Here is a 21,459-nt window from a genome sequence, read left to right as displayed (position 1 = left end):
GATTCCCGTCCTCCGCGCGAAGGTCGAGCTCATGTGTCAGCGAGCCAACCGTGACTTCCATTGGAACGAGCGGCCGCGCGGCCGTGATGGCCGAGGCGCGCCTCGCCGCGCACGTAAACCCGCGATGACGCGCCGTACCGAGCACCCCCTCTATCGAGCCTACATCAGCGACCCAGCCGTGGATTCGTGGCCTTGGGAAAAAATAATGTCCTTCCTCATTGCATGCTTGAACAATCGTTCGACCTGGACTTACAGTTCTGGATTGTGCGTTGTGTGGCCGCGGAGCTGCGCGACGCCTACGGAGGCATCTATGACTCGACTGCCCGGTTCACGGTGGGCGACGTTGGGCGCACTCGTCGCATCCTTGACTGCAATATCACTCTCCAGCGCTCCGGCGCTGGCGGCCCCCTCGTTCACGGCCTTCGAGAGCGGGCAGGTCCGCCCGCTGGCCATCTCGCCTGACAAAAAGCTGCTCTTCGCCGTCAACACGCCCGATAACCGCCTCGAGGTGTTCCGCATCGGCACGAGCGGCCTGGAGCACCGCGCGTCGATATCGGTCGGCCTCGAGCCGGTGGCCGTCGCCGTGCGCAGCAACAACGAAGTCTGGGTCGTGAACCACCTGTCGGACAGCGTGAGCGTCGTCCAGCTCGGCCTCGGCGGGAACACCGGGCGCGTCGTGCGCACCCTCCTCGTGGGCGATGAGCCGCGCGATATCGTGTTCGCCGGCCCGGGACGGGGCCGCGCCTTCATCACGACGGCACACCGCGGCCAGAACAGCCCGATCGACCCCCAGCTCACGACGCCCGGCGTCGGCCGCGCCGACGTCTGGGTCTTTGACGCGAACAACCTCGGCCAGTCCCTCGAGGGTAATCCGCTCAACATCATCACCCTCTTCAGCGACACCCCCCGCGCCCTCGCCGTGACCCCGGACGGCACCCGCGTTTACGCCGCGGCGTTCCACTCCGGCAACCGCACGGCCACCGTGAACGAGGCGCTGGTCCCCGACGGCTTCGGACCAAACGGCGTGCCCGGCCCCAGCACCAACGTCGAAGGAGTGCCGGCGCCCGAGACCGCCATCATCGTGAAGTATGACGGCGGACACTGGTACGACGAGCGGGGCGGGATCTGGGACAACCAGATGAGGTTCTCGCTGCCCGACAAGGACGTCTTCGTCATCGACGCCACGGCGAACCCGCCCGCGTGGATCAGCGGCGCCCAGGGGTTCTTCTCCGGCGTCGGGACGGTCCTCTTCAACATGACCGTCAACCCGGTGAACGGGAAGGTCTACGTCGCGAACACCGAGGCCTTCAGCCAGCAGAGCTTCGAGGGGCCCGGGATCTACGCCGGCGAGACCGCGCGCGGCCACCTGCATGAGAGCCGGATCACCGTCCTCAGCCCGGGGAGCGTCGCGCCGCGGCACCTCAACAAGCACATCGACTACAGCACCTGCTGCGCTCCGGTCCCCAACGCGGAGAACGCGAAGAGCCTCGCCTTCCCCCAGGAGATGGTCGTCACGAGCAACGGCGCCACGCTGTACGTCGCCGCGCTCGGCTCGAGCAAGATCGGCGTCTTCAACACCGCCGCGCTCGAGAGCGACACGTTCGTGCCGAGCACCACGAGCCAGATCCCGGTGAGCGGCGGCGGGCCGACCGGGCTCGTCCTCGATGAGGCCAAGAGCCGCCTGTACGTGCTCACGCGCTTCGACAACTCCATCTCGATCATCAACACCACGACGAAGACCGAGGTGGGACACGTTGCCATGTACAACCCCGAGCCGGCCAGCATCGTGGACGGCCGGCGCTTCCTCTACGACGCCTCCCTCACGTCGAGCCACGGAGACTCGGCCTGCGCGAGCTGCCACGTCTTCGGCGATCAAGACGACCTGGCCTGGAACCTCGGCAATCCGGACGGCTCCGTCGTGGCGGACCCGGGGCCCTTCCCGTTCGGCCTCCAGGACGTCATCATCAACCAGCCCATCACGAACCCGATCTTCCACCCGATGAAGGGGCCGATGATGACGCAGAGCCTGCGCGGCCTCGCCAACCACGGCCCGATGCACTGGCGCGGCGACCGCACCGGGGGCTATAGCGAGCCGAGCGCCCAGCCGGACGAGGGGTCGTTCGACGAGCGGGCCGCGTTCGGGCAGTTCCAGGTGGCGTTCCCCGACCTGCTCGGACGCAGCGAGCCCATCGCCGCCCAGGACATGGAAGCCTTCACCGATTTCATGCTCCAGGTCACCTACCCGCCTAACCCGATCAGGAACCTGGACAACTCGCTCACGCCCGATCAGCAGGCGGGGAAGGACTTCTTCAACGGCGACGTGGTCAACTCGATCGCGAGCTGCGGCGGGTGCCACGTCGTCGACCCCGACGCGAACCCGGGCGCCGACTTCCCCGGCCTCTTCGGGACGAGCGGCGGCTCCGTCTTCGACTTCCAGTCGCAGCTCTTCAAGATACCCCAGCTCCGCAACGTATATACCAAGGTCGGCGCCTTCGGCCTCCCGGACATCCCGTTCGTCTTCCTCGCGCGCGACAACAACCACATGGGCGACCAGATCCGCGGATTCGGTATCCTGAACAACGGCACCGTCGACACGATGTACCGGTTCTTCTCCGCGTTCGGGTTCTCCGACCAGTTCCCGAACAACGAGGACGCCATCCCCTTCACCCCGGCGGGCGACGTGATCCGCCGGCAGCTCGAGGCCTACGTGCTCGCCATCGAGAGCAACATGGCGCCCATCGTCGGCCAGCAGGTGACGCTCAAACATTCGAACGGGACGGTCGTCGCGCCGCGCATCGACCTGCTCATGGATCGCGCCGACCTCGGGGAGTGCGATCTCGTGGCGAAGACCCAGGGCTTCTTGCACGAGGTCGGGTTCCTCTACGTCGGCGGCGGCCAGTTCCTCACCGACCGGCAGATCCTCCCGCCCATCAGCGACGGGGTGCTCCGGCTGCTGGCCACCCAGACACACCACGATCTGACGTACACGTGCACGCCGCCCGGCTCGGGCGCGCGCGCCGGCATCGACCGCGACAGCGACGGCTTCCTCGACGGCGATGAGCTGGACTCCGGCAGCGATCCCGCCGACCCGAGCAGCACGCCCTGACCCGGGCCGCGCCCGCGCTGCTGCGCTCGACCCGCAGCAGCGCGGCGCGCTTCACCCGGCCGCCGCCCGCGCTGCTGCGCTCGACGCGCAGCAGCGCGGCTCGCTTCAGGCCGGCCGCGCCGCGCCCGGACGCCGCCCGAACGCCCCCGAGAGACCGTTCGGCCCCAGCGCATAGGCGATGCTGCTCTGCAGCGTCCCCATCGTCACGATGGACCCGAGATAGACGTTCTGCTCGATGAGCGCGCGGGCCACCTCCGGCCGCATCCCCGAGAGCACCGCCTTCGCCCCGAGGAGCTGCAGCGCCTTGGCCGTCTTGATCAGCGCCTGCGCCACCGCACAGTCGACCTGCGCCACGCCCGTGATGTCCAGGATCACCACCTTGGCCTGCCGCGCCTGGGACCCGGCCAGCGCCGTCTCGAGCACCTGCTGCGCCCGCGCCCCGTCCATCGCCCCGACGATCGGCATCACCAGCACGTCGTCGGTGATCGGGATCAGCGGCGTCTGCCGGCGCAGCATCTCCTGCTGGAGCAGCTCCCGCTCCGCCTCGGACGCCACGCGCAGCTCGAGCTCCCGCTGCAGCTGCTCGTTCGAGCGCTGCAGCGCCTCGGTGCCGCCGCGGATGTCCGCGATGAGCAGCGCGTTCTCCAGCGCGATGGCCGCCTGCGAGGCGAGCAGCCCGCAGACCTCGACCCGCCCCGGCGTGAACGCCCGCGGCGCCGCGTTGTTCTCGAGGTAGAGGATGCCCGCCGAGCGCCCCTGGTGGGTCATGGCCAGGCACAGGATCGAGCGCGGCTTGTGCTCGACGATGTACGGATCGCCGGCGAAGCGGCTGTCCTGCCGCGCGTCGTTCAGCACGACAGGCTCCCGCGTCCGCGCGACGAGCTGGACGACGCTCGTCGCGACCTCCTTGCTCTCGAGCGCCGGGATCGACAGCCCCGTCTCCACCACGTCGGGATCGACGCGCATGGAGGCCATGATCGCGAGCTTGCCGTCGCGCTCCAGGATGAGCGAGCCCCGCTGCGCCCCCGCGTTCGCCACGACGCTCCGCATCAGCCGATCGAGGAGCCGGTCGAGCACGTTCTCGCTCGCGACCGCCTGCATGGCCCGGACGACGGTCGCGACGTCGAACGACTCGGTGCTCCCCCGGCGCGTGCTCGTCGTGCCAAGCACCCTGCTCCGCTGCGTCTCGCCGATGGCGATCGCGTCGAGCAGCCGCTCGTGCTCCTGCGCGAGCTGCTCTGCCTTGGCCGTCGCTCCCCACCGGATGTATGCCCGGTACGCGTCGGCCAGGTGCCACCGCGCGATCTTCTCCCGCCCGCGCTGCAGGTAGAACCGCCCGCACAGCTCGTTGGCGAGCGCCTCGTGATGCGTGAACAGGCTCTCCCGCGCCCCCTCGATCGCCTGGTCGTAGAGCTCCGCCGCCTCCGCTTCCTTGCCGAGGACGCGCGCCATCTCGGCCCCGATGAGCCGCTCCTTGTGCGCGTAGTTCTCCGGGGCGTGCTGCGCCCACCCCGCGATCTTCGCCCGGTGCTCCGCCGCGGCCGCGAGGTGCCGCTCCCGCTCCTCCCCCGTGGCCGTCGCGCTCAGGGCGACGAGCGCGAGGCCCGTGTAGAAGGGGATGTCGTTGAGGAGGAACAGGCTCAGCGCGCTCGCGCTGTGCCGCTCCGCCCGCGCCGCCATCAGCAGCGCGTCCTCGTGGCTCCCGTACAGCACCGCGAGCACGAGCCTGCACACGAAGTACCAGCACCGCGGCAGCTCCTGCGCCGCCACGAGCCCCGCGAGGAAGTCGCCCTCGTCGAACGCGGCGTCGCTCAGGCTCTGGCGCCCCTTCGTCCTCCCCTCCAGGCACGCGACCATCTGCTGCGCGACGGCGAGCACCGGCGTGCCGAGCGGGTCCTTGGTCCGCTGCAAGAACCGCATGAAGCCGGCGAGCTCCTCCCGGAGCGGACCGAGCTCATGGCCCGACGAGAGCATGATCGTCCCGATGTTCAGGCAGGCGTACGCCCCGAAGCTGAAGTCCCCCGAGCTCAGCCCGGCCTGGTACGCCTTCGAGAGGCACGCGACCGAGCTGCGGGTCGGCTCGAAGAAGTGCGACGGCGCGCCGCACACGACGTACGCCTTGCACTGCAGCTCCACCCCGTCGGGCCGCTCGCTGAGCTCGAGCGAGACCCTCTGGAACTGGCGCGCCTCCTCGTACCGCCCCATCCCCCCCGCGAGCAGCAGGCAGTAGATGCCGTACGCGCAGGCCGCCGCGGGCGAGTTGCCGTACTTCAGCGAGAGGTTCACCTGCGTGACGGCGATGAGCGCGAGCAGCGTCGGATCGAGCGTGTATGCGCCCGGGATCATCGCCGCCAGGAGGCGCAGGGCGGCGAGGTGCTCGGCGTCGCCGACCCACGGCGCGTCCGCGAGCTGCTCGACGCGGCGCCCGGCCAGGTGGACCGGCACCTCCCCGAGCGCGGCCCCGAACGCCGCGCCGATCGCCTCCTGCCCCTCCGGCAGCTCGATCCCGAAGAGCGCCACGCCCTCGCGGCCGACGCGCAGCACCTCCGCGAACTCCCCGCGCATCGTGTGCACGAGGATCCGGAGGTTGTACACCTCCGCGCGCTCCAGCCGCGAACGCGCGTGCCCGAGCAGCTCCCGGATCAAGGCCTCCGCCTGCCCCTCGTTCCCGCTCAGCCACTCGCTCTCCGCCCGCTCCCGGTGCAGCGCGAAGCAGAGCGCGTAGTCCTCCTCCCACCCCCTCGCCCCGAGCAGCGACATCGCGACCTTGAAGTGCTCGGCCGCCGTCCCGTGGGCCATGGATGCCTTGGCCCGCCTCCCGACGCTCAGGTTGAGCCGCGCGAGCTCCAGCTGCTCCGCGCGGTCCTTGATCAGCGCCACGCCGCGGTTGCTGTGGCTCACAACCTTGAACAGATCCTCGTCGCGCGGCTCCCCGTTGAGCTGCGCCCGGAAGAGCCGGCCGATCCGGAGGTGCACCTCCTGCCGCTGCGCGTCCTCGATGAGGCTGTAGGCGGCCTGCTGCCCCCGATCGTGCAGGAACCGATATCGCACCTCCAGCGGCTGCTCCGCCGTCGTGCCGCCGGCCGTGTGGAGCAGCCGGTAGTCGGGGTCGAGCGGCAGGACGATGCCCTCGCGCAGCGCCTCCCAGAGATCCGCCGCGATGTCCGCGGGCGGCTTCTCGCGCACGGTCGACAGGGTCTTCAGGTCGAACTGGTGGCCGATGCACGCGGCGAGCTGCAGCACGCGCTGCGCCTCCGGCGAGAGCCGCTGCATCTTGTCCACGAGCAGGTCGTGGACGTTCACGGCGCCCCACCGCTGCCTGATCTGCGCGAGGTCCCACGTCCACCGGCCGGCCGTCGCGTCGAACGAGACGAGGCCCGCCGCGTACAGCTCCTTGAGCAGCTGGCTGAGGAAGAACGGGTTGCCCTGGCTCGTCGTGTAGAGCACCTCGGCGAGCGCCTGCACCTGCTCTCCGCGCGCGCTGAGCGCGTCGGCGATGAGCTGGCGCACGTCCTCCGTCGAGAGCGGCGGGAGCAGGATCTCGCGCCGCTCGACGCCCGCCGTCCGCAGCTCGCCGAGCCAGATCGTGAGCGGCTGCCCGGCGATCGCCTCCTGGTCCCGGTACGCGCCGATGATGAGCAGGTAGGCCCCGCTCGGATCGGTCAGCACGAGCTGCAGCAGCCTGAGCGACGCGGCGTCGGCCCACTGGAGATCGTCGAGGAAGAGCACCACCGGGTGCTCGGCCGTCGTGATGACGCGCAGGAAGTCCTGGAACACCAGGTTGAACCGGTTCTGCGACTCGCTCGGCCCGAGCTCCGGCAGCGCGGGCTGCGGCCCGATGACGAGCTCGATCTCCGGGATGAGGTCCACGAGGATCTGCGCGTTCTTCCCCGCGGCGCCGAGGAGCTTGTCCTTCCACTGCTCGAGCGACTCCACCGGCTCGGTGAGGATCTGCCGGACGCGCTGGCGCAGCGCGCCTGCCACGGGGGCGAGCGGCATGCTCCGGCTCAGCTGATCGAACTTCCCCTCGATGAAGTGCCCGCGCCGCTGCGTGACCTCCTTGTGGACCTCGTTCACGAGCGCCGACTTGCCGATCCCCGCGCCGCCCGCGATGAGGAACAGCTCGCACTTGCCCCCCCGCGCGCGATCGAAGGCGGCGAGCAGCTCCGCCATCTGCCTGTCGCGTCCATACAGCTTCTGCGGGATCCTGAGCTCGCTCGGGACGTCGTGCGAGCCCAGCGCGAACGGCGCGATCCGGCCGGTCGACTCGAGCGCCGACAGGCACGCATCCAGATCGGCCTTGAGCCCGGTCCCGCTCTGGTATCGCTCCTCGGCGACCTTCGACATCAGCTTTTGCACGATGTCGGACACCACCCTCGGGACCTCCGGCGAGCGCTCGCAGAGCGGCGTCGCGGTCCGCGCGATGTGGCTGTGCATGAGGTCCACCGGGTCGGTCGCCTGGAACGGGAGCACCCCGGCGAAGAGCTCGTACAGCGTCACACCCAGCGAGTAGAGATCGGTCCGGTAGTCGATGACGCGGTTCATCCTGCCGGTCTGCTCCGGAGACATGTACGCGAGAGTCCCTTCCAGGCGCTCCGGGCTCTCCACGGAGAGCGTCTCCTCCGAGAGCCGCGTCGAGCTCCCGAAATCGGTCAGCTTGACCTGCCTCGTCTCCGGGTTGACGAGGATATTCTGCGGCTTCACGTCCTTGTGGATGACGTGCTTGCCATGCACCGCCGCGATCGTCCCTGCCAGGGACGAGGCGATACGCAGCTTCGCCTTGAGATCGAGCCTCGTGGCGCGGGCGAGCGCGTCCAGCGTGACCCCTCCGAAGTCCTCCATCACGAGCGCCGCGCCGCCCGGGATCTTCTCCATGCCGTAGGCCCGGATCACGCCGTCGATCTGGAGGTGGCGTGTGGTCTCGAGCTCATGCCGGAGCTGCGCGACGTGCCGCTGATCGAGACGCTCCCCCTTCAGCACCTTGATCGTCACCGGAGCACCATCGCCATCGCGCTGTGCGCGATAGAGGAGGGTATCCGCGGTTTCGTACATCAGCTCAACCAGTGTGAAAGGGAGATCTCCGATCCTGGTCTTGCGCATGGTTCGTCGATGGTTGCATACGGGGAATACTTAGGGCAAGCCCTCAACGCGGAGCGGCGCGGTGGGTGATGTGCGCTGCGGTGCGGTCCTGCGCGTCGCGGTCTCACGGCGCCGCGGGAGCGCGCGTGTGCGCGGAACGAAGCTCGATGGGCCGCCGTGCGACCGGGCCGGCGCCGGATGTCGTCCATCTTGGGTGGCGGGCTCTCAGCGGCGCTCGAAATAGGCCAGTGGCGGGGCGCGGGGGACTCCGGATCTCCGCGGCTCGTGGCGAACGGCGGAGCGAGCTCAGCGACGCCACGACCGCGGAATGCCGTGGAGTGCCGTGGGAGTGGAATGGGAGTGGAAGAGGAGAGATCGACTCGGCTTTACCAGGGAGAGCTGCCCCCGGGGCGCCATCTGCTCTGCGGCGCACCCCGGCGCTAGGCGAGCCGCTCCCGACGGCCGACACCCCTCACCGCGCGGTAGTCGGTCAGCATCGAGCCGAGGATCGTGGCCGCCCCGGTGGCGACGTGGATGAGCGCGGCGAGCGGCGAGCGCTTCGCGTAGCCGAAGACGAACGGCGCCGCGATCGCCGACGCGCTCCACGCGTAGTCGATGGCCTCGTGCACCTCGATCGGAATCAGCTTCGCCAGGCTCAGCCGGTAGTCGGTGAGCATGGAGACGGACACGACCGAAGCGCCGAGGACGACGCCGGCGATCTTCGCCGAGCTCTTGCGCGCGGAGAGGCCCGCGAGGGCGACGATGAGGCCGTTCGAGTAGTCGAGGACGGAGTGGACGTCCTGCGGGATGACGCGCGCGATGGGCAGGGCGCCGAGGAGCGGTCGCGCGGGGATCGTCGCCCGCCGCTGCGTCGCCTGCGCGATCGCGCCGGGCCGGGCCCGCTCCGCCGGCATGTAGGTCGCCGGCAGGTCGTCTGCGCCCACGGAGATGTCGGACTGTGTCATGAGTACCTCCCGCTCCCCTGCAGAGGCAATCTGCAGACCGGACCGGAGCACGCGCGCGCGAGCGGGCGCGCTGCCCCGCGTGAGCCCGGCAGCCCCCCGGCGTCAGCCAGCCCAGGGGCGCCGGCGCTGGCCCGAGCCGGTCGGCCGCCGCGCTGCTCGTGGCCGCCGCGGTGGTCGGCCTCCGCGCCTTCGGGGCCGCGGCCGCGGCGCGGATCGCCGGGCGCGCCGCCCGTGGCCGCCGCATGCGCAGAGGGGCGCGACGCCAGCCCCTGTCCGCGCGATCAGCGATGCTAGGCTGCGCGCGCATGGGAGTCAGGATCATTCCTCTCGGCGGCCTCGGCGAGGTCGGCATGAACGCGTTGCTCGTCGAGGAGGAAGGCCGCCGCGTGCTCGTCGACTGCGGCGTCATGTTCCCCAACGACCAGGTGCTCGGCGTCGAGGTCGCGATCCCCGACCTCAGCTACGTGCGCGAGGCGGGCGGCATCGACGCCGTGCTGGTGACGCACGGCCACGAGGACCACATCGGCGGGCTGCCGTCGCTCCTGCGCGAGTTCCCCGTCCCCGTGTACGGCACGCGCTTCACCCTCCGGCTCGTCCGCGAGCGCCTCGCCGAGCACCGCATCGACGTGCCGCTGCGCGAGGTCGAGCCGCAGCAGCACTTCCAGGCGGGCCCGTTCCGCGCCGAGCCGCTCCGCGTGACCCACTCCATCCCCGACGCGGTGGGCTTCGCGATCGAGACGGGCGAGGGCATCCTCATCCACACCGGCGACTACAAGATCGACCTCACCCCCGTGGGCGGCGAGCGGCTCGACCTCGGCCGCTTCGCCGAGTACGGCCGCGCCGGCGTGGCGGCGCTCCTGTCGGACTCGACGAACTCCGAGCGCGACGGCTGGTCGGTCAGCGAGACCGCGGTGGCCGAGGGGTTCCTCCGTCCCTTCCGCGAGGCGAAGGGGCGCATCCTCGTCGCGCTCTTCGCCTCCAACGTCCACCGGGTCCAGAGCGTCCTCAACATCGCCGCCCAGCTCGGCCGCAAGGTGGTGCTCGCGGGGCGCAGCCTGGCGACCAACACGCGGATCGCCGAGGAGATCGGCATCCTGACCATCCCCCCCGGCGTGATCGTCGACGACGCCACGGCGGCCTCGCTCCCGCCCGGGCGCCTCATCGTGCTGGCCTCGGGCGCGCAGGGCGAGCCGAACAGCGCGCTCGCGCGCATGGCGGTGGGCGACCACCACCGGCTCCGGGTCGACCCGGGCGACACGGTGATCTTCTCGTCGCGCGCGATCCCCGGCAACGAGATCGCCGTGAGCCAGCTCGCGAACCGCCTGGCGAAGCGCGGCGCCGTGGTGCTCGACCGCGGCCTCGACCCGATCCACGCGAGCGGCCACGCGCAGGCCGAGGAGCAGAAGATCCTCCTCGACGCGGTGCGGCCGGAGCACTTCGTCCCCATCCACGGCGAGTACCGGATGCTGCTCGCCCACGCGCGCACGGCCCTCCGGATGGGCGTGCCGGCGGCGGGGGTGTTCGTGGTCGAGGACGGCGACTCGCTGGTCATCGAGAACGGCCAGATGCGCCTCGGCGATCCGGTGAAGAGCGGGCGGGTGTGGCTCGACGCGCGCGGCGGGCTCGACGTCTCCGCGATGGTGCTGCGCGAGCGCGAGCAGATCTCGGATCAGGGTCTCGTGATGGCGCTCGTGGTGGCCGACCGCAAGACGGGGGAGATCCTGCGCGGCCCCGAGCTCCTCGGGCGCGGCGTGGCGCACTTCGAGGAGGGCGGCCCGCTGTTCGCGGCCGCGCTCTCGAGCGCGCGCGACGCGCTCGCGGCGCTGTCGCCGGCGGCGCGCACGCTGGGCCCCGCGCTGGAGGACGCGCTCAGCCGCGGCGTACGGCGGGTGTTCCACCGCGAAGCGTCGCGTCGCCCCGCCGTGCTCCCCCTGGCGGTCCTGCTCTGACGGCAGCTCCGCGGGGAGCGCTGGCGGCCGATCCGAGCCGCTGACAGCCGCTCGCGCGCGCGCGGCTGACGCGGCTGACGCGGCTGACGCGCTGACGCTGACAGCCGGCGCGAGCGCGCCCGCCTGCGCCCCTTTCCTGAGCGCCGCGAGTGATTACGGTGCAGGGGCCGGCGGAGCCCCTTTGCTCTGCCGTGGCGTGGCCGACGTGGATCGTGGTCCATGCTGGGAGCTGTCCCCGCGCCTCGTGCTCCCGCGAGCACGAGCGGATCACCCGGGACGCGGCACCATGGTGGAGTAAGCGAAATGAAGGAGAAGCCCATGAGCTCGCTCCTGGCGGGCGAGACCGATAGAACATCCATCGACGTGGTCGACACGCGCGCCGAGGAGCGGCTCGACATCGACCTCAGCCATGTCGCGCTGCCGCGGCAGGAGACGCCTGCCGGCGGGCGGGCTGCGCCTTCGGCGCGGCCGAACGAGGACGTGACCGACATCTATCTCCAGGAGATCTCGCGCAACGCGCCGTCGAGCCGCGATCTCGAGGTGGAGCTCGGCGAGCGGATCGAGGCAGCGGAGCGCGCGGCGATCGAGGCCTGGGCGGCGTCGCCCGTGGCGCTGCGGGAGCTCGCGGCGATCGCGGACGATCTGCAGTCGGGGCGGGTCGCCATCGGCGATCTGCTGCTGAACGCGGACGCGGACGACGCGGCGCGCGAGGCGGCGTCCGTCCGCCTCGCGCGGCTGCTCGGGCTCGCGCGGTCGATGCTGGCCGCCGGGCAGACCGGGGCGAGCGCGCTGCGCGCCCGGACCGACCTCTCGGCCGGGCTCACCGACGTGCGCCTGGGGCCCGTGGTCGAGCAGCGGATCGAGCAGGCGCTGGGCCAGGCGCGGGCCGAGGCCGCCGGGCCGGAGCGGCGGGCGATCGAGGGGGCGCTCGCGGCCATCCGCGGCGCCCGCCGCGAGGCGGCGGAGGCGCGGGCCGAGATCGTCCGGGCGAACCTGCGGCTCGTGGCGTCGGCCGCCCGGCAGCTGAAGCACCGGGGCGTGCCGCTGCTCGATCTCATCCAGGAGGGCAACCTCGGGCTGATGCGCGCGGCGGAGAAGTTCGACTACCGGCGTGGCTACCGGTTCAGCACGTACGCCACGTGGTGGATCAAGCAGGCGCTGGCGCGCGCGCTGCTGTACCAGGGCCAGGTCATCAAGGTGCCGGTCCACCTCGCCGAGACGCGGCGCCGCGCGCTGCAGGCCCGCAAGGAGCTGGAGCAGGAGAACGCGCGCGAGGCGGCGCCGGAGGAGGTCGCGGAGCGGAGCGGGCTCTCGCTGGAGAAGATCCAGACCTTGCGGGAGATGGCGCTCCCGCCTGTGTACCTCGACGCGCCGGTCGGTGACGACGAGGGCGCTCGCCAGGGCGACTTCTTCGCGAGCGAGGAGGCGGCGCCGGACGAGCTCCTGGTCCAGCGCCGGATGCACACGCAGGTCCGCTCGCTGCTCGAGTCGCTGACGCCGCGCGAGCGCGAGGTGCTCCGCCTCCGGTTCGGCCTCGACGGCGAGCAGACGCACACGCTCGCCGAGATCGGGGGCATGTTCTCGGTGAGCCGCGAGCGCGTCCGGCAGATCGAGGAGAACGCGCTGAGCAAGCTCCGGACGTTGTCGCGGCGGCAGGCGCTCGAGACGCCGCTCGGGGGTTGACGATCGGGCCGGGCGCGGCGCGGCGGCGGTGCTCCGCTGCACGAAGCTCGTGAACAGGAGCTCTCCTGGGGGTGATGGCAGCGCTCCCTCACCCGAAGGACGCTCATGAAGGACATCCTCTCTGCTCGCCTGGAACCACGTGCTTTCTCCGCCGATACATGGTCCGAGTTGCTGCTCCACGCGCTCAGCGAGCGCTTCCTGAAGCGCGGCAGCTGGAAGAGCGGCCAGCAGTTCGTTGATCACCTGGACGCGAGTTGGTGGGATACGACCAGCTCTGCGCTCATCCGTTCAGATGGTCCTGTACGCGGCAGAAGGTGCACCGCTGGGTTGAGCGGTATGCCTCATGTCCGTGTTAAAAATCTTATCGAACAGTCCACCAGGGGGCCAGGTGGGGGCTCGAGTTCGGTGAAAGCTCCTGTCGCGGCGCGCGAGCGGGCGTGCGGGGGGCGTGGGCAGTCCCAAGCCCCGGTGGTGCGGCTCAATTCCTGTGCCAAGTCTCCCCTCGCGCATATACTTGGTCATGTGAGTTAAATTGCAGCGGCGAGCGAGCGGGGGGTCGATGATCGTTGGAACAGGCTATACGTTTCGCGAGAGGATCGCGGAAACCGCCGATTTCAGCCTGATCCGCGCATGCCGCGAGGGCGAGGACGTCCCGGTCTTGCTGAAGGTCCTGCGCGCGGAAAGCGCGACTCGCGCCGAGGTCGCGCGCTTCAAGCACCGGTGCGAGCGCATCGCGCAGCTCGCCTCGCCCCGCCTCGTCGCGCTACGCGGCGTCGAGGAGCTCTCCGGCGCCTTGATCCTCGTTCTCGAGGACTTCCCGGGCCGCGATCTCGCGCGGATCCTCGCCGCGCGCCCGGCGCGCAGACTGCCGGTCAGCGAGGCGCTCGATCTCGCGGCCGCGCTCGCCGAAGGGCTCGCCGCGGTGCACGCGGCGGGGCTCATCCACCGCGATCTGCGCCCGCACAACGTGCTCGTCGGCGCATGCGGCGCGGTCAAGATCACAAGCTTCGGCGTCGACGCCGAGATCACCCGCGCGCACGAACGGCTCTACGCGCCGGCGGTGATCGCCGACGTGCTGCCCTACGTCTCCCCCGAGCAGACAGGCCGCATGAACCGCGGCGTCGACTACCGGACGGATTTCTACGCGCTCGGCGTCATCCTGTACCAGGTGCTCACGGGTCAGCTCCCCTTCGAGGCCCTGGACCCGATGGAGCTCATCCACGCGCACCTCGCCATCGCTCCCGCGCCGCCGTCCCGCGTCGACCCGACGCTCCCCGAGGCCATCTCCGGCGTCGTGCTCAAGCTGCTCGCGAAGAACGCCGAGGACCGTTACCAGAGCACCGAGGGTCTGCTCGCCGACCTCGAACGCTGTCGCGAGGCCCTGCGCGGCACGGGGACCATCGAGCCCTTCGTCGCGGGCCAGCACGATCGCCAGGACCTGTTCCGGATCCACCAGAAGCTCTATGGCCGCGAGCAGGACATCGAGGCGCTGACCGCCGCGCTCGAGCGCGCGCTCGAGGGCAGCCGCGAGAGCGTGCTCGTCTCCGGCTACTCGGGCATCGGCAAGTCCTCGCTCGTTCACGAGATCCTGAAGCCGCTCGCGCGGCAGAAGGGCTATTTCACGAGCGGCAAGTACGACCAGTACAACCGCGACGCGCCCTACAGCGCGGTGATCCAGGCGTTCGACGGCCTGGTGCGGCAGATCCTCACCGAGAGCGAGGCGCGCATCGAGCGCTGGCGGAGCGCGATCCTCGAGGCGCTCGGGCCGAACGCGCAGGTCGTCTGCGACGTCATCCCCTCGCTCTCCCATGTGGTCGGCGCGCAGCCGCCCGTGCCGGCGCTCGACCCGCTCGAGGCGCAGACGCGCCTGAGCCGCTGCTTTTTGCTGTTCGTCTCGGTGTTCGCGCGCGGCGTGCACCCGCTCGTCCTGTTCCTCGACGATCTGCAGTGGATCGACGCCGCGAGCCTGGGGCTGCTCCGCACGCTCCTCGCCGACGACTCGCTCGAGGCGCTCTTCTTCTGCGGCGCCTACCGCGACAACGAGGTGTCGCCCGGGCACCCGTTCGTCCGGGCCATCGAGGAGCTCAAGCACACAGGGATCGTCGTGCGCGACATCGTCCTCGCCCCGCTCGCGCGCCCGCACCTGCTCGAGATGCTCTCGGACAGCCTCAAGCGCGACGACTGCGGGCCGCTCGCCGATGCGGTGCAGAAGAAGACCGGTGGCAACCCGTTCTTCGTCAAGGAGTTCGTCCGGTCGCTGCACGACCACGGCGTGCTCACGTACACGGCCGGGTCAGGCTGGCGCTGGGACCTCGCCAGGATCGACGCGCTCGCGTACACGGACAACGTCGTCGACCTCATGGTGCGCACCATCGCGCGCCTGCCGCCGGAGGCGGTGGAGGCGCTCAAGCTCGCCGCGGCGATAGGCAACCGGTTTGAGCTCGACATGCTCGCCACGGTGAGCGAGTGCTCGCCGGAAGAGGTGTACGGCCGCCTCGATCCCGCCGTCGGCGAGGGGCTCGTGCTCGCCGGGCGCGAGGGCTACCGCTTCGCCCATGACAAGATCCAGGAGGGCGCCTACGCGATGATCCCGGGGGCGGGCCGGCCCGCCTTCCACCTCCGGATCGGCCGGCTGCTCGCGGGCAAGCTGGACCTCTCCGAGAGCCAGAGCCTCTTCGACGTCGTCGGCCACCTGAACAGCGCAGGCGACCTCGTGTCGGACCCCGCGGAGCGCCTTTGCCTCGCCCGCATGAGCCTCGAGGCCGCCTGCCGCGCCGAGGACGCGTCCGCGTTCGGCGCGGCCCTGCGCTACCTGAAGCTCGGCCTCCTGCGCCTTCCAGAGGACGCCTGGACGTCGCAGTACCCGCTCCGACTCAAGTACGCGATGAAGACCGCGCTCATCCTCGCGCTCTCGGGCCAGCACGACGACGCCCTCGCGGTCCTCTCCGAGTGCCTGGAGCGCGCCACGAGCCGGCTCGATCGCACCGAGGTGCTGCGGCTCAAGATGGGCGTGCAGGTTCTCAAGAACGACCTGCCCGCCGCGCTCGCGGAAGGGCTCGCGGCCCTGCGCCCGTTCGGGATCGACCTGCCCCCGTTCCCCGACGAAGCCATGGTCGACGCGCAAATCCGGGCGACGATGGCGCTCGTCCGGGAAAAGACGCTCGAAGCGCTGCCAGACCTGCCGCCGCTCGCGGACCCGGAGAGCCGCGCCATGCAGGATGTGCTCCAGGAGCTCTTCGCTCCCTGCGGGTTCTTGAGCCCCAACAACCTCGGCATCACGGTCGCGAAGATCCTCGAGAACACGCTCCGCCACGGGCTATCGAAGCACGCGATTTACGCCTGCATCAACTTCGGGACGTTCCTCTGCGGCCGCGGCGACATCGAGCTCGGCTACCGCTTCGGCCGCGCCGCCATCGACCTTTCGGAGCGCCACCCGGACAAGATGTCCGAGTCGATGCTCCGCAACATGTGGGGCTCCTACGTGCAGCACTGGAGGGAGGGTTACCCCGCCTGCCAGAAGTCGCTGCTCGCGGGGATGCACGTCGGGCTCGAGACGGGCCAGTACATCTGGGCGTTTTACACCGCGGTCAACGCCATGATGAACAGCCTCCTGCGCGGCCTCCCGCTCTCCGACCTCCTCGCCGAGGCGCAGAGCTACCAGCCGATATGCAAACTCGACAGGGGCAACGCCATCACCTGGATGGTCGACGCGGTCGTACAGATCGCGCACCAGCTCTCGGTCGAGACCGCGCACCCGGCCAAGCTCAAGGGAGAATGGATCGACATCGACGAGGTGATCGAGGAGGCCCGCCGGATGGGCAACGTGCTCTCGCCTCCCTCCGCCCAGACGTACGTCGTGATCCTCGGCGTCTTCCAGGGCGCGTTTGAGGAAGCGGCGCGCACCGCGCTCTCGCTGGAGATCGAGATCCCGACCGTGGCGGGCTGGCTCGGCATCCCCGCGTGCCATTTCTACGCCGGCGTCGCGCTCACGCAGGCGGCGGACGTGGTCTCCCCGGACGAGCGCGCGCTCTTCCTCGCCCGCGCGGAGCTCTTTGCTGAAAAACTCTCGCGCTGGGCGGACCTCTGCCCGGAGAACATGGCGCACCGCAGCGCCCTGCTCGGCGCCGAGCTCGAGCGCATCCGCGGCGACGCGCGCGCGGCCTGGGAGCGCTACGACGAGGCGATCGCCCTCGCGCACCGCGGCGGCTACCTCCACGACGAGGCGCTCGCCAACGAGCTAGCGGGCCTCTCCTTCCGCGCGCTCGGCAAGACCACCATCGCCCGCACCTACCTGACCGAGGCGCACAGGGCCTACGGCCGATGGGGAGCGACCGAGGCGATGCGGCGCCTCGAGCGCGCGTACCCCGACCTCGTGCCCAGCGAGATCCTCCGCGGCGCGACGTGTCCGGAGGCCGCTGCGCCCGCCGGCACCGCGCTCGACCTCGGCTCGGTGCTCAAGGCCTCCCAGGCCATCTCGGGCGAGCTCGTCCTCGACCGGCTGCTCGACGCGCTCATGCGCATCCTGGTCAAGAACGCCGGCGCGCAGCGGGGCTGCCTGCTCCTCGCCCGCGGCGAGACCCTGCTCTTGGCTGCCGAGGCGAGGGCGGAGGGGCCCCAGATCGAGGTGCGGATTCCCCACGAGCCCGAAGCCTCCCCTTCGGATCTGCCGGTATCCCTCCTCAACTACGTCCGGCGCAGCCGGGAGAAGGTGATCCTGGACGACGGGACAGCACGGGATCCCCTCGTCGCCGGCGACCACCTCTCTCGGTACCCCAAATCCGCTCTCTGCCTGCCCATCCTGCGGCAGGCGGAGCTCGTAGGGCTGCTCTACCTGGAAAACGACCTCATCGCCGGCGCGTTCACCCCGGAGCGGCTTTCGGTGCTGGAGCTGCTCTCGGCCCAGGCCGCCATCTCGATCGCCAATGCCACGCTCTACGCCGAACTGCTTCAGGAGAACAGCGAGCGACGGCGAGCGGAGCAGGCCGTGCGGGACAGCAAGGAGCTGCTGCAGTCGATCATCGACAACTCGACAGCGGTCATCTACCTCAAAGATCTCGAGGGGCGCTACCTGATGATCAACCGGCGCTACGCCGAGCTGTTCCACGTCGGTGAGCAAGCGATCGTCGGCCGGACCGACTACGATGTCTTCCCCAGGGAGCAGGCCGATGCCTTCCGCGCCGTCGACCAACAGGTGCTGGCCACCCGAACGGCGCTGCAAGCCGAGGACGACGTCCCCCAGGACGATGGGCTGCACACCTATATCTCTCTCAAGTACCCCCTGTGCAACGCGGCGGGGCAGCCGTATGCCGTCTGCGGCATCTCCACCGACATCACCGAGCGCAAGCAGGCCGAAGCGGAGCGCCAGGCCCGCAAGACGGCCGAAGCCGAGAGCCACGCGAAGACCGAGTTCCTGAGGAACATGAGCCACGAGCTGCGCACGCCGCTCAACGCCATCCTCGGCTACGCCCAGATCCTCAAGCGCTCCCCGGGGCTCGACGATCGCCAGGCGACAGGACTGAACACCATCCAGCAGAGCGGTCAGCACCTCTTGACCCTCATCAACGACCTGCTCGACCTGGCCAAGATCGAGGCGGGCAAGCTCGAGCTCTATCCCGAGCCGATCCATCTCTCGAGCTTCCTGGCGGTCGTCGCCGACATCATCGGCGTCAGGGCGGAGCAGAAGAGCCTTCAGTTCCTCTACGAGGCCACGCCCCACCTGCCCCAGGCGGTGCTCGTTGACGAAAAGCGCCTGCGCCAGGTGCTGCTCAACCTGCTGGGCAATGCGGTGAAGTTCACCGATCGGGGGCGGGTGCGCTTCGGGGTGCAGGCTCTTTCCCAGGGCGAGACCGGGGCGCGGCTGCGCTTCGAGGTGGAGGATACCGGCGTCGGAATGACGCCGGAGCAGCTGGCCAAGCTCTTCCAGCCTTTCGGGCGGGTGGGGGACGTGCGGCGCCGCGCCGGGAGCGGCCTCGGGCTGATGATAAGCCGCCAGCTGGTGCACCTCATGGGGAGCGAGATCCACGTGGAAAGCCGGCCCGACGAAGGCAGCCGCTTCTGGTTCGAGGTGCCCCTGCCGGTGGCCGAGCTCGCAGCCCCCCTCCGATCCTCCGAGCGGCCCCCCATCGGCTACGAGGGGCCGCGCAAGCCGATCGACCAGGAGAGCCCGCTGCGGATCGGCGGCGCCCAGCTCGGGTTGACCCAGGTCCATGCCAGATCGGCTGCAGAGCGAGCCGAGGACGGGGAGGACGCGGAGCCCCTGGCGCCGCCCCGCGCGGAGATGGAAGTCCTGCATGCCCTGGCCCTGGAGGGCAACATGCGCGACATCCGAAAGCGGGCGGCCTACCTGACCACCCTCGGCGAGCGCTACCGTCCCTTCGCCGACCGCCTGGATCGCCTGACGCAGGACTACCAGTCCCAGGCGATCCTCAGCCTGGTCGAGCACCACCTGCAGGAGGTCGAGCCGGAGGCGACGGTGGGGCTGGCGCCGCCGCGGCGCGTGGAGGGCGGTCAGCGACCATGAGCAGAGCCACGGCACCCGGCGCGGGCCCCCGCACTATCTTGATCGTGGATGACATGCCAGCCAACCTCGGCGTGCTGGTGGATGGTCTGGAATGCACTGGTCATCGAGTGCTCGTCGCTCAGGGCGGTGAAGAGGCTTTGAAGCGGGCCAGCTTCACGAGACCCGACCTGATCCTGCTGGACGTGCTGATGCCTGGCATCGACGGTTTCGAGACTTGCCGGTGCCTGAAAGCGGCTGAAAGCACTCGAGACATCCCGGTGCTTTTCATGACCTGTGTGACCGACGCGGCCGACAAACTCGTGGGGTTCAAGTCGGGGGGCGTCGATTACATCACCAAACCATGCGACATCGGAGAGGTGATAGCGCGCGTCACGACGCACCTGAGCCTGCGCGACGCGCAAAAGGAGCTCGAAGCGAAGAACGCGCAGTTGCAGTGCGAGGTGGCGATACGCCAGCAAAAAGAGGCGGCGCTGCAGCGCGCTCATCAAGAGCTGGAGCAGCGGGTGCGCGAACGCACGGCCGAGCTGAGCAGCTCGAACGCCGCTCTCCGTGAGAGCCAGCATCTGCTTCAGGCCATCATCGACAATACGGCCGCCGTCATCTTCGCCAAGGACCTCGAGGGGCGCTACATGCTCATCAACCGCGGGTACGAAGAGCTCTTCCACATGGGTCGCGAGCAGGTCCTCGGCAAGACCGACCACGACCTCTTCCCACCCGAGCAGGCCGATGGGTACCGCGCCAACGATCTGCTCGTCCTGCAGCAGAATCGGGCCGTCGAGCTCGACGAGCCGGCTCCCCAGAGCAACGGCGTGCGCACCTACATGTCCCTCAAGTTCCCGCTCCGCGGCCCCGCCGGAAAACCTGAGGGCATTTGCGGCATCTCGACCGATATCACCTCCCGCAAGCACGCCGAGGACGTGCTGCGCCGTTCCTACTCGCTCCTCGAGGCTACGCTCGAATCGACAGCGGACGGCATCCTGGTCGTCGACAGCAGCGCGAGGCGCGTCGTGCGCCATAACCGCAGGTTCGCGCAGATGTGGCGCGTCCCCGAGGACGTCCTCGCCAGCGGATCGGCCGACACGTTCTTCGCGTTCGCCAGCAGCCGGCTCCGCGAGCCCGGGCCCTTCCTGCAAAGCGTCCATGAGCTCTACGCCGAGCCCGAGGCGAGCGCCGTCGATACGTTCCCGCTCCTGGACGGGCGGGTCTTCGAGCGTTACTCGCAGCCCCAGCGCCTCGGTGGGCTCGTGGTCGGGCGGGTCTTTAGCTTCCGCGACATCACCGCGCGCGTGGACGCCGAACAGCAACGCAATCGGCTCCTCCTGGAGGAGCGGCGCGCGCGTGCGGCGGCGGAGGAGGCCATCCATCTGCGGGACGAGTTCCTCCTTGTCGCCTCGCACGAGCTCCGCACCCCGCTCACCAGCCTGCAGCTCTCCGTTCAATCGCTGGAGCAAAGGCTCTCGCAAGGCATGAACGTCGAGCGCGTGCGATCCGCGGTCGCCCGCTCCGGGCGCCAGACCAAGCGCCTCGCCACGCTCATCGATACGCTCCTCGACGCCTCGCGGATCCAGGCGGGGAAGCTCGAGCTGAACAGGGCGTCCGTCGATCTGCGCGAGCTGGTCGCCGAGATCGTCGCCCACCTTGGCGACCAGCTCGCGCAGTCGGGCAGCACGCTCGCCATGCGCGCGGAGCAGCCGGTCATCGGCTGGTGGGACCCGTACCAGCTGGAGCAGGTCGTGACCAACCTCCTCACCAACGCGATCAAGTTCGGGGAAGGCTCACCGATCGAGATCACCATCACCGGGGAAGACGGGGTCGCACGGCTCTCGGTAACGGACCGAGGGATCGGGATCCCGGCCGAGGTGCAGGCGCAGCTCTTTGAGCGGTTTCGCCGCGGCGTCTCGTCGCGGAATTACGGGGGGCTCGGGCTCGGCCTCTTTATCACGCGCACCATCGTCGAGGCGCACGGCGGGCGAATCTGCCTATCGAGCGAGGTCGGCCAGGGCTCGACCTTCTGCATCGAGCTGCCGCTGTCGACCGAGGGCGCAGGGCGCCACGACGCGTAGCGAAGGCAGCCGGAGCCGGTCACCCCGACACGGCGCACCAGCGGCGGTGGGACCCGCGGCGCCGCGAGCGGCCCCTCGCCCGGCGGACGCCGCG

General features: G+C 70.2%; 7 protein-coding genes. 5 read left to right on the top strand and 2 right to left on the bottom strand.

Annotated elements, in window-relative coordinates:
- Positions 1-310: 310 nt before the first annotated feature.
- Positions 311-3,106: a beta-propeller fold lactonase family protein gene (locus WME89_RS15685; RefSeq protein ID WP_438009950.1), complete on the top strand. Its 2,796-nt coding sequence runs from the start codon at positions 311-313 to the stop codon at positions 3,104-3,106.
- Between the two features lie 105 nt (positions 3,107-3,211).
- Here WME89_RS15685 and WME89_RS15680 read toward each other — a convergent pair whose 3' ends face one another.
- Both WME89_RS15680 and WME89_RS15675 read right to left on the bottom strand, forming a co-directional pair.
- Positions 3,212-8,158, bottom strand: coding sequence for an AAA family ATPase (locus WME89_RS15680; RefSeq protein WP_438009949.1), 4,947 nt, complete (start codon positions 8,156-8,158; stop codon positions 3,212-3,214).
- 467 nt (positions 8,159-8,625) lie between these two features.
- Positions 8,626-9,150, bottom strand: coding sequence for an SPW repeat domain-containing protein (locus WME89_RS15675; RefSeq protein WP_438009948.1), 525 nt, complete (start codon positions 9,148-9,150; stop codon positions 8,626-8,628).
- Positions 9,151-9,455: 305 nt separating this feature from the next.
- Between WME89_RS15675 and WME89_RS15670 the strand changes: the two genes are divergently transcribed.
- The 4 genes from WME89_RS15670 to WME89_RS15655 all read left to right on the top strand — a co-directional run bounded on the left by WME89_RS15670 (position 9,456) and on the right by WME89_RS15655 (position 21,365).
- Positions 9,456-11,099, top strand: a complete 1,644-nt coding sequence (locus WME89_RS15670; RefSeq protein WP_438009947.1) for a ribonuclease J — start codon at positions 9,456-9,458, stop codon at positions 11,097-11,099.
- A 318-nt stretch (positions 11,100-11,417) separates the two neighbouring features.
- Positions 11,418-12,782, top strand: a complete 1,365-nt coding sequence (locus tag WME89_RS15665; RefSeq protein ID WP_438009946.1) for a sigma-70 family RNA polymerase sigma factor — start codon at positions 11,418-11,420, stop codon at positions 12,780-12,782.
- A gap of 559 nt (positions 12,783-13,341) precedes the next feature.
- Positions 13,342-19,302 (top strand): AAA family ATPase, encoded by a 5,961-nt coding sequence (locus tag WME89_RS15660; RefSeq protein ID WP_438009945.1) that lies wholly within the window; start codon positions 13,342-13,344, stop codon positions 19,300-19,302.
- Entirely contained in the window at positions 19,299-21,365 is a 2,067-nt protein-coding gene (locus WME89_RS15655; protein ID WP_438009944.1) for an ATP-binding protein, read from the top strand. Before WME89_RS15660 ends, WME89_RS15655 begins: the two co-directional genes overlap by 4 nt.
- Positions 21,366-21,459: the final 94 nt, after the last annotated feature.

Source organism: Sorangium sp. So ce321 (assembly GCF_051530195.1).
Classification (GTDB): Bacteria; Myxococcota_A; Polyangia; order Polyangiales; family Polyangiaceae; genus Sorangium.
This window is presented reverse-complemented; position numbering and strand designations above follow the sequence as displayed.

Excerpts from the sequence above, each read along its gene's own strand:
- WME89_RS15685 (WP_438009950.1), top strand. The coding sequence starts at position 311 with ATGACTCGACTGCCCGGTTCACGGTGGGCGACGTTGGGCGCACTCGTC.
- WME89_RS15680 (WP_438009949.1), bottom strand. The coding sequence starts at position 8,158 with ATGTACGAAACCGCGGATACCCTCCTCTATCGCGCACAGCGCGATGGC.
- WME89_RS15655 (WP_438009944.1), top strand. The coding sequence starts at position 19,299 with ATGAGCAGAGCCACGGCACCCGGCGCGGGCCCCCGCACTATCTTGATC.
- WME89_RS15660 (WP_438009945.1), top strand. The coding sequence starts at position 13,342 with ATGATCGTTGGAACAGGCTATACGTTTCGCGAGAGGATCGCGGAAACC.
- WME89_RS15670 (WP_438009947.1), top strand. The coding sequence starts at position 9,456 with ATGGGAGTCAGGATCATTCCTCTCGGCGGCCTCGGCGAGGTCGGCATG.
- WME89_RS15665 (WP_438009946.1), top strand. The coding sequence starts at position 11,418 with ATGAGCTCGCTCCTGGCGGGCGAGACCGATAGAACATCCATCGACGTG.
- WME89_RS15675 (WP_438009948.1), bottom strand. The coding sequence starts at position 9,150 with ATGACACAGTCCGACATCTCCGTGGGCGCAGACGACCTGCCGGCGACC.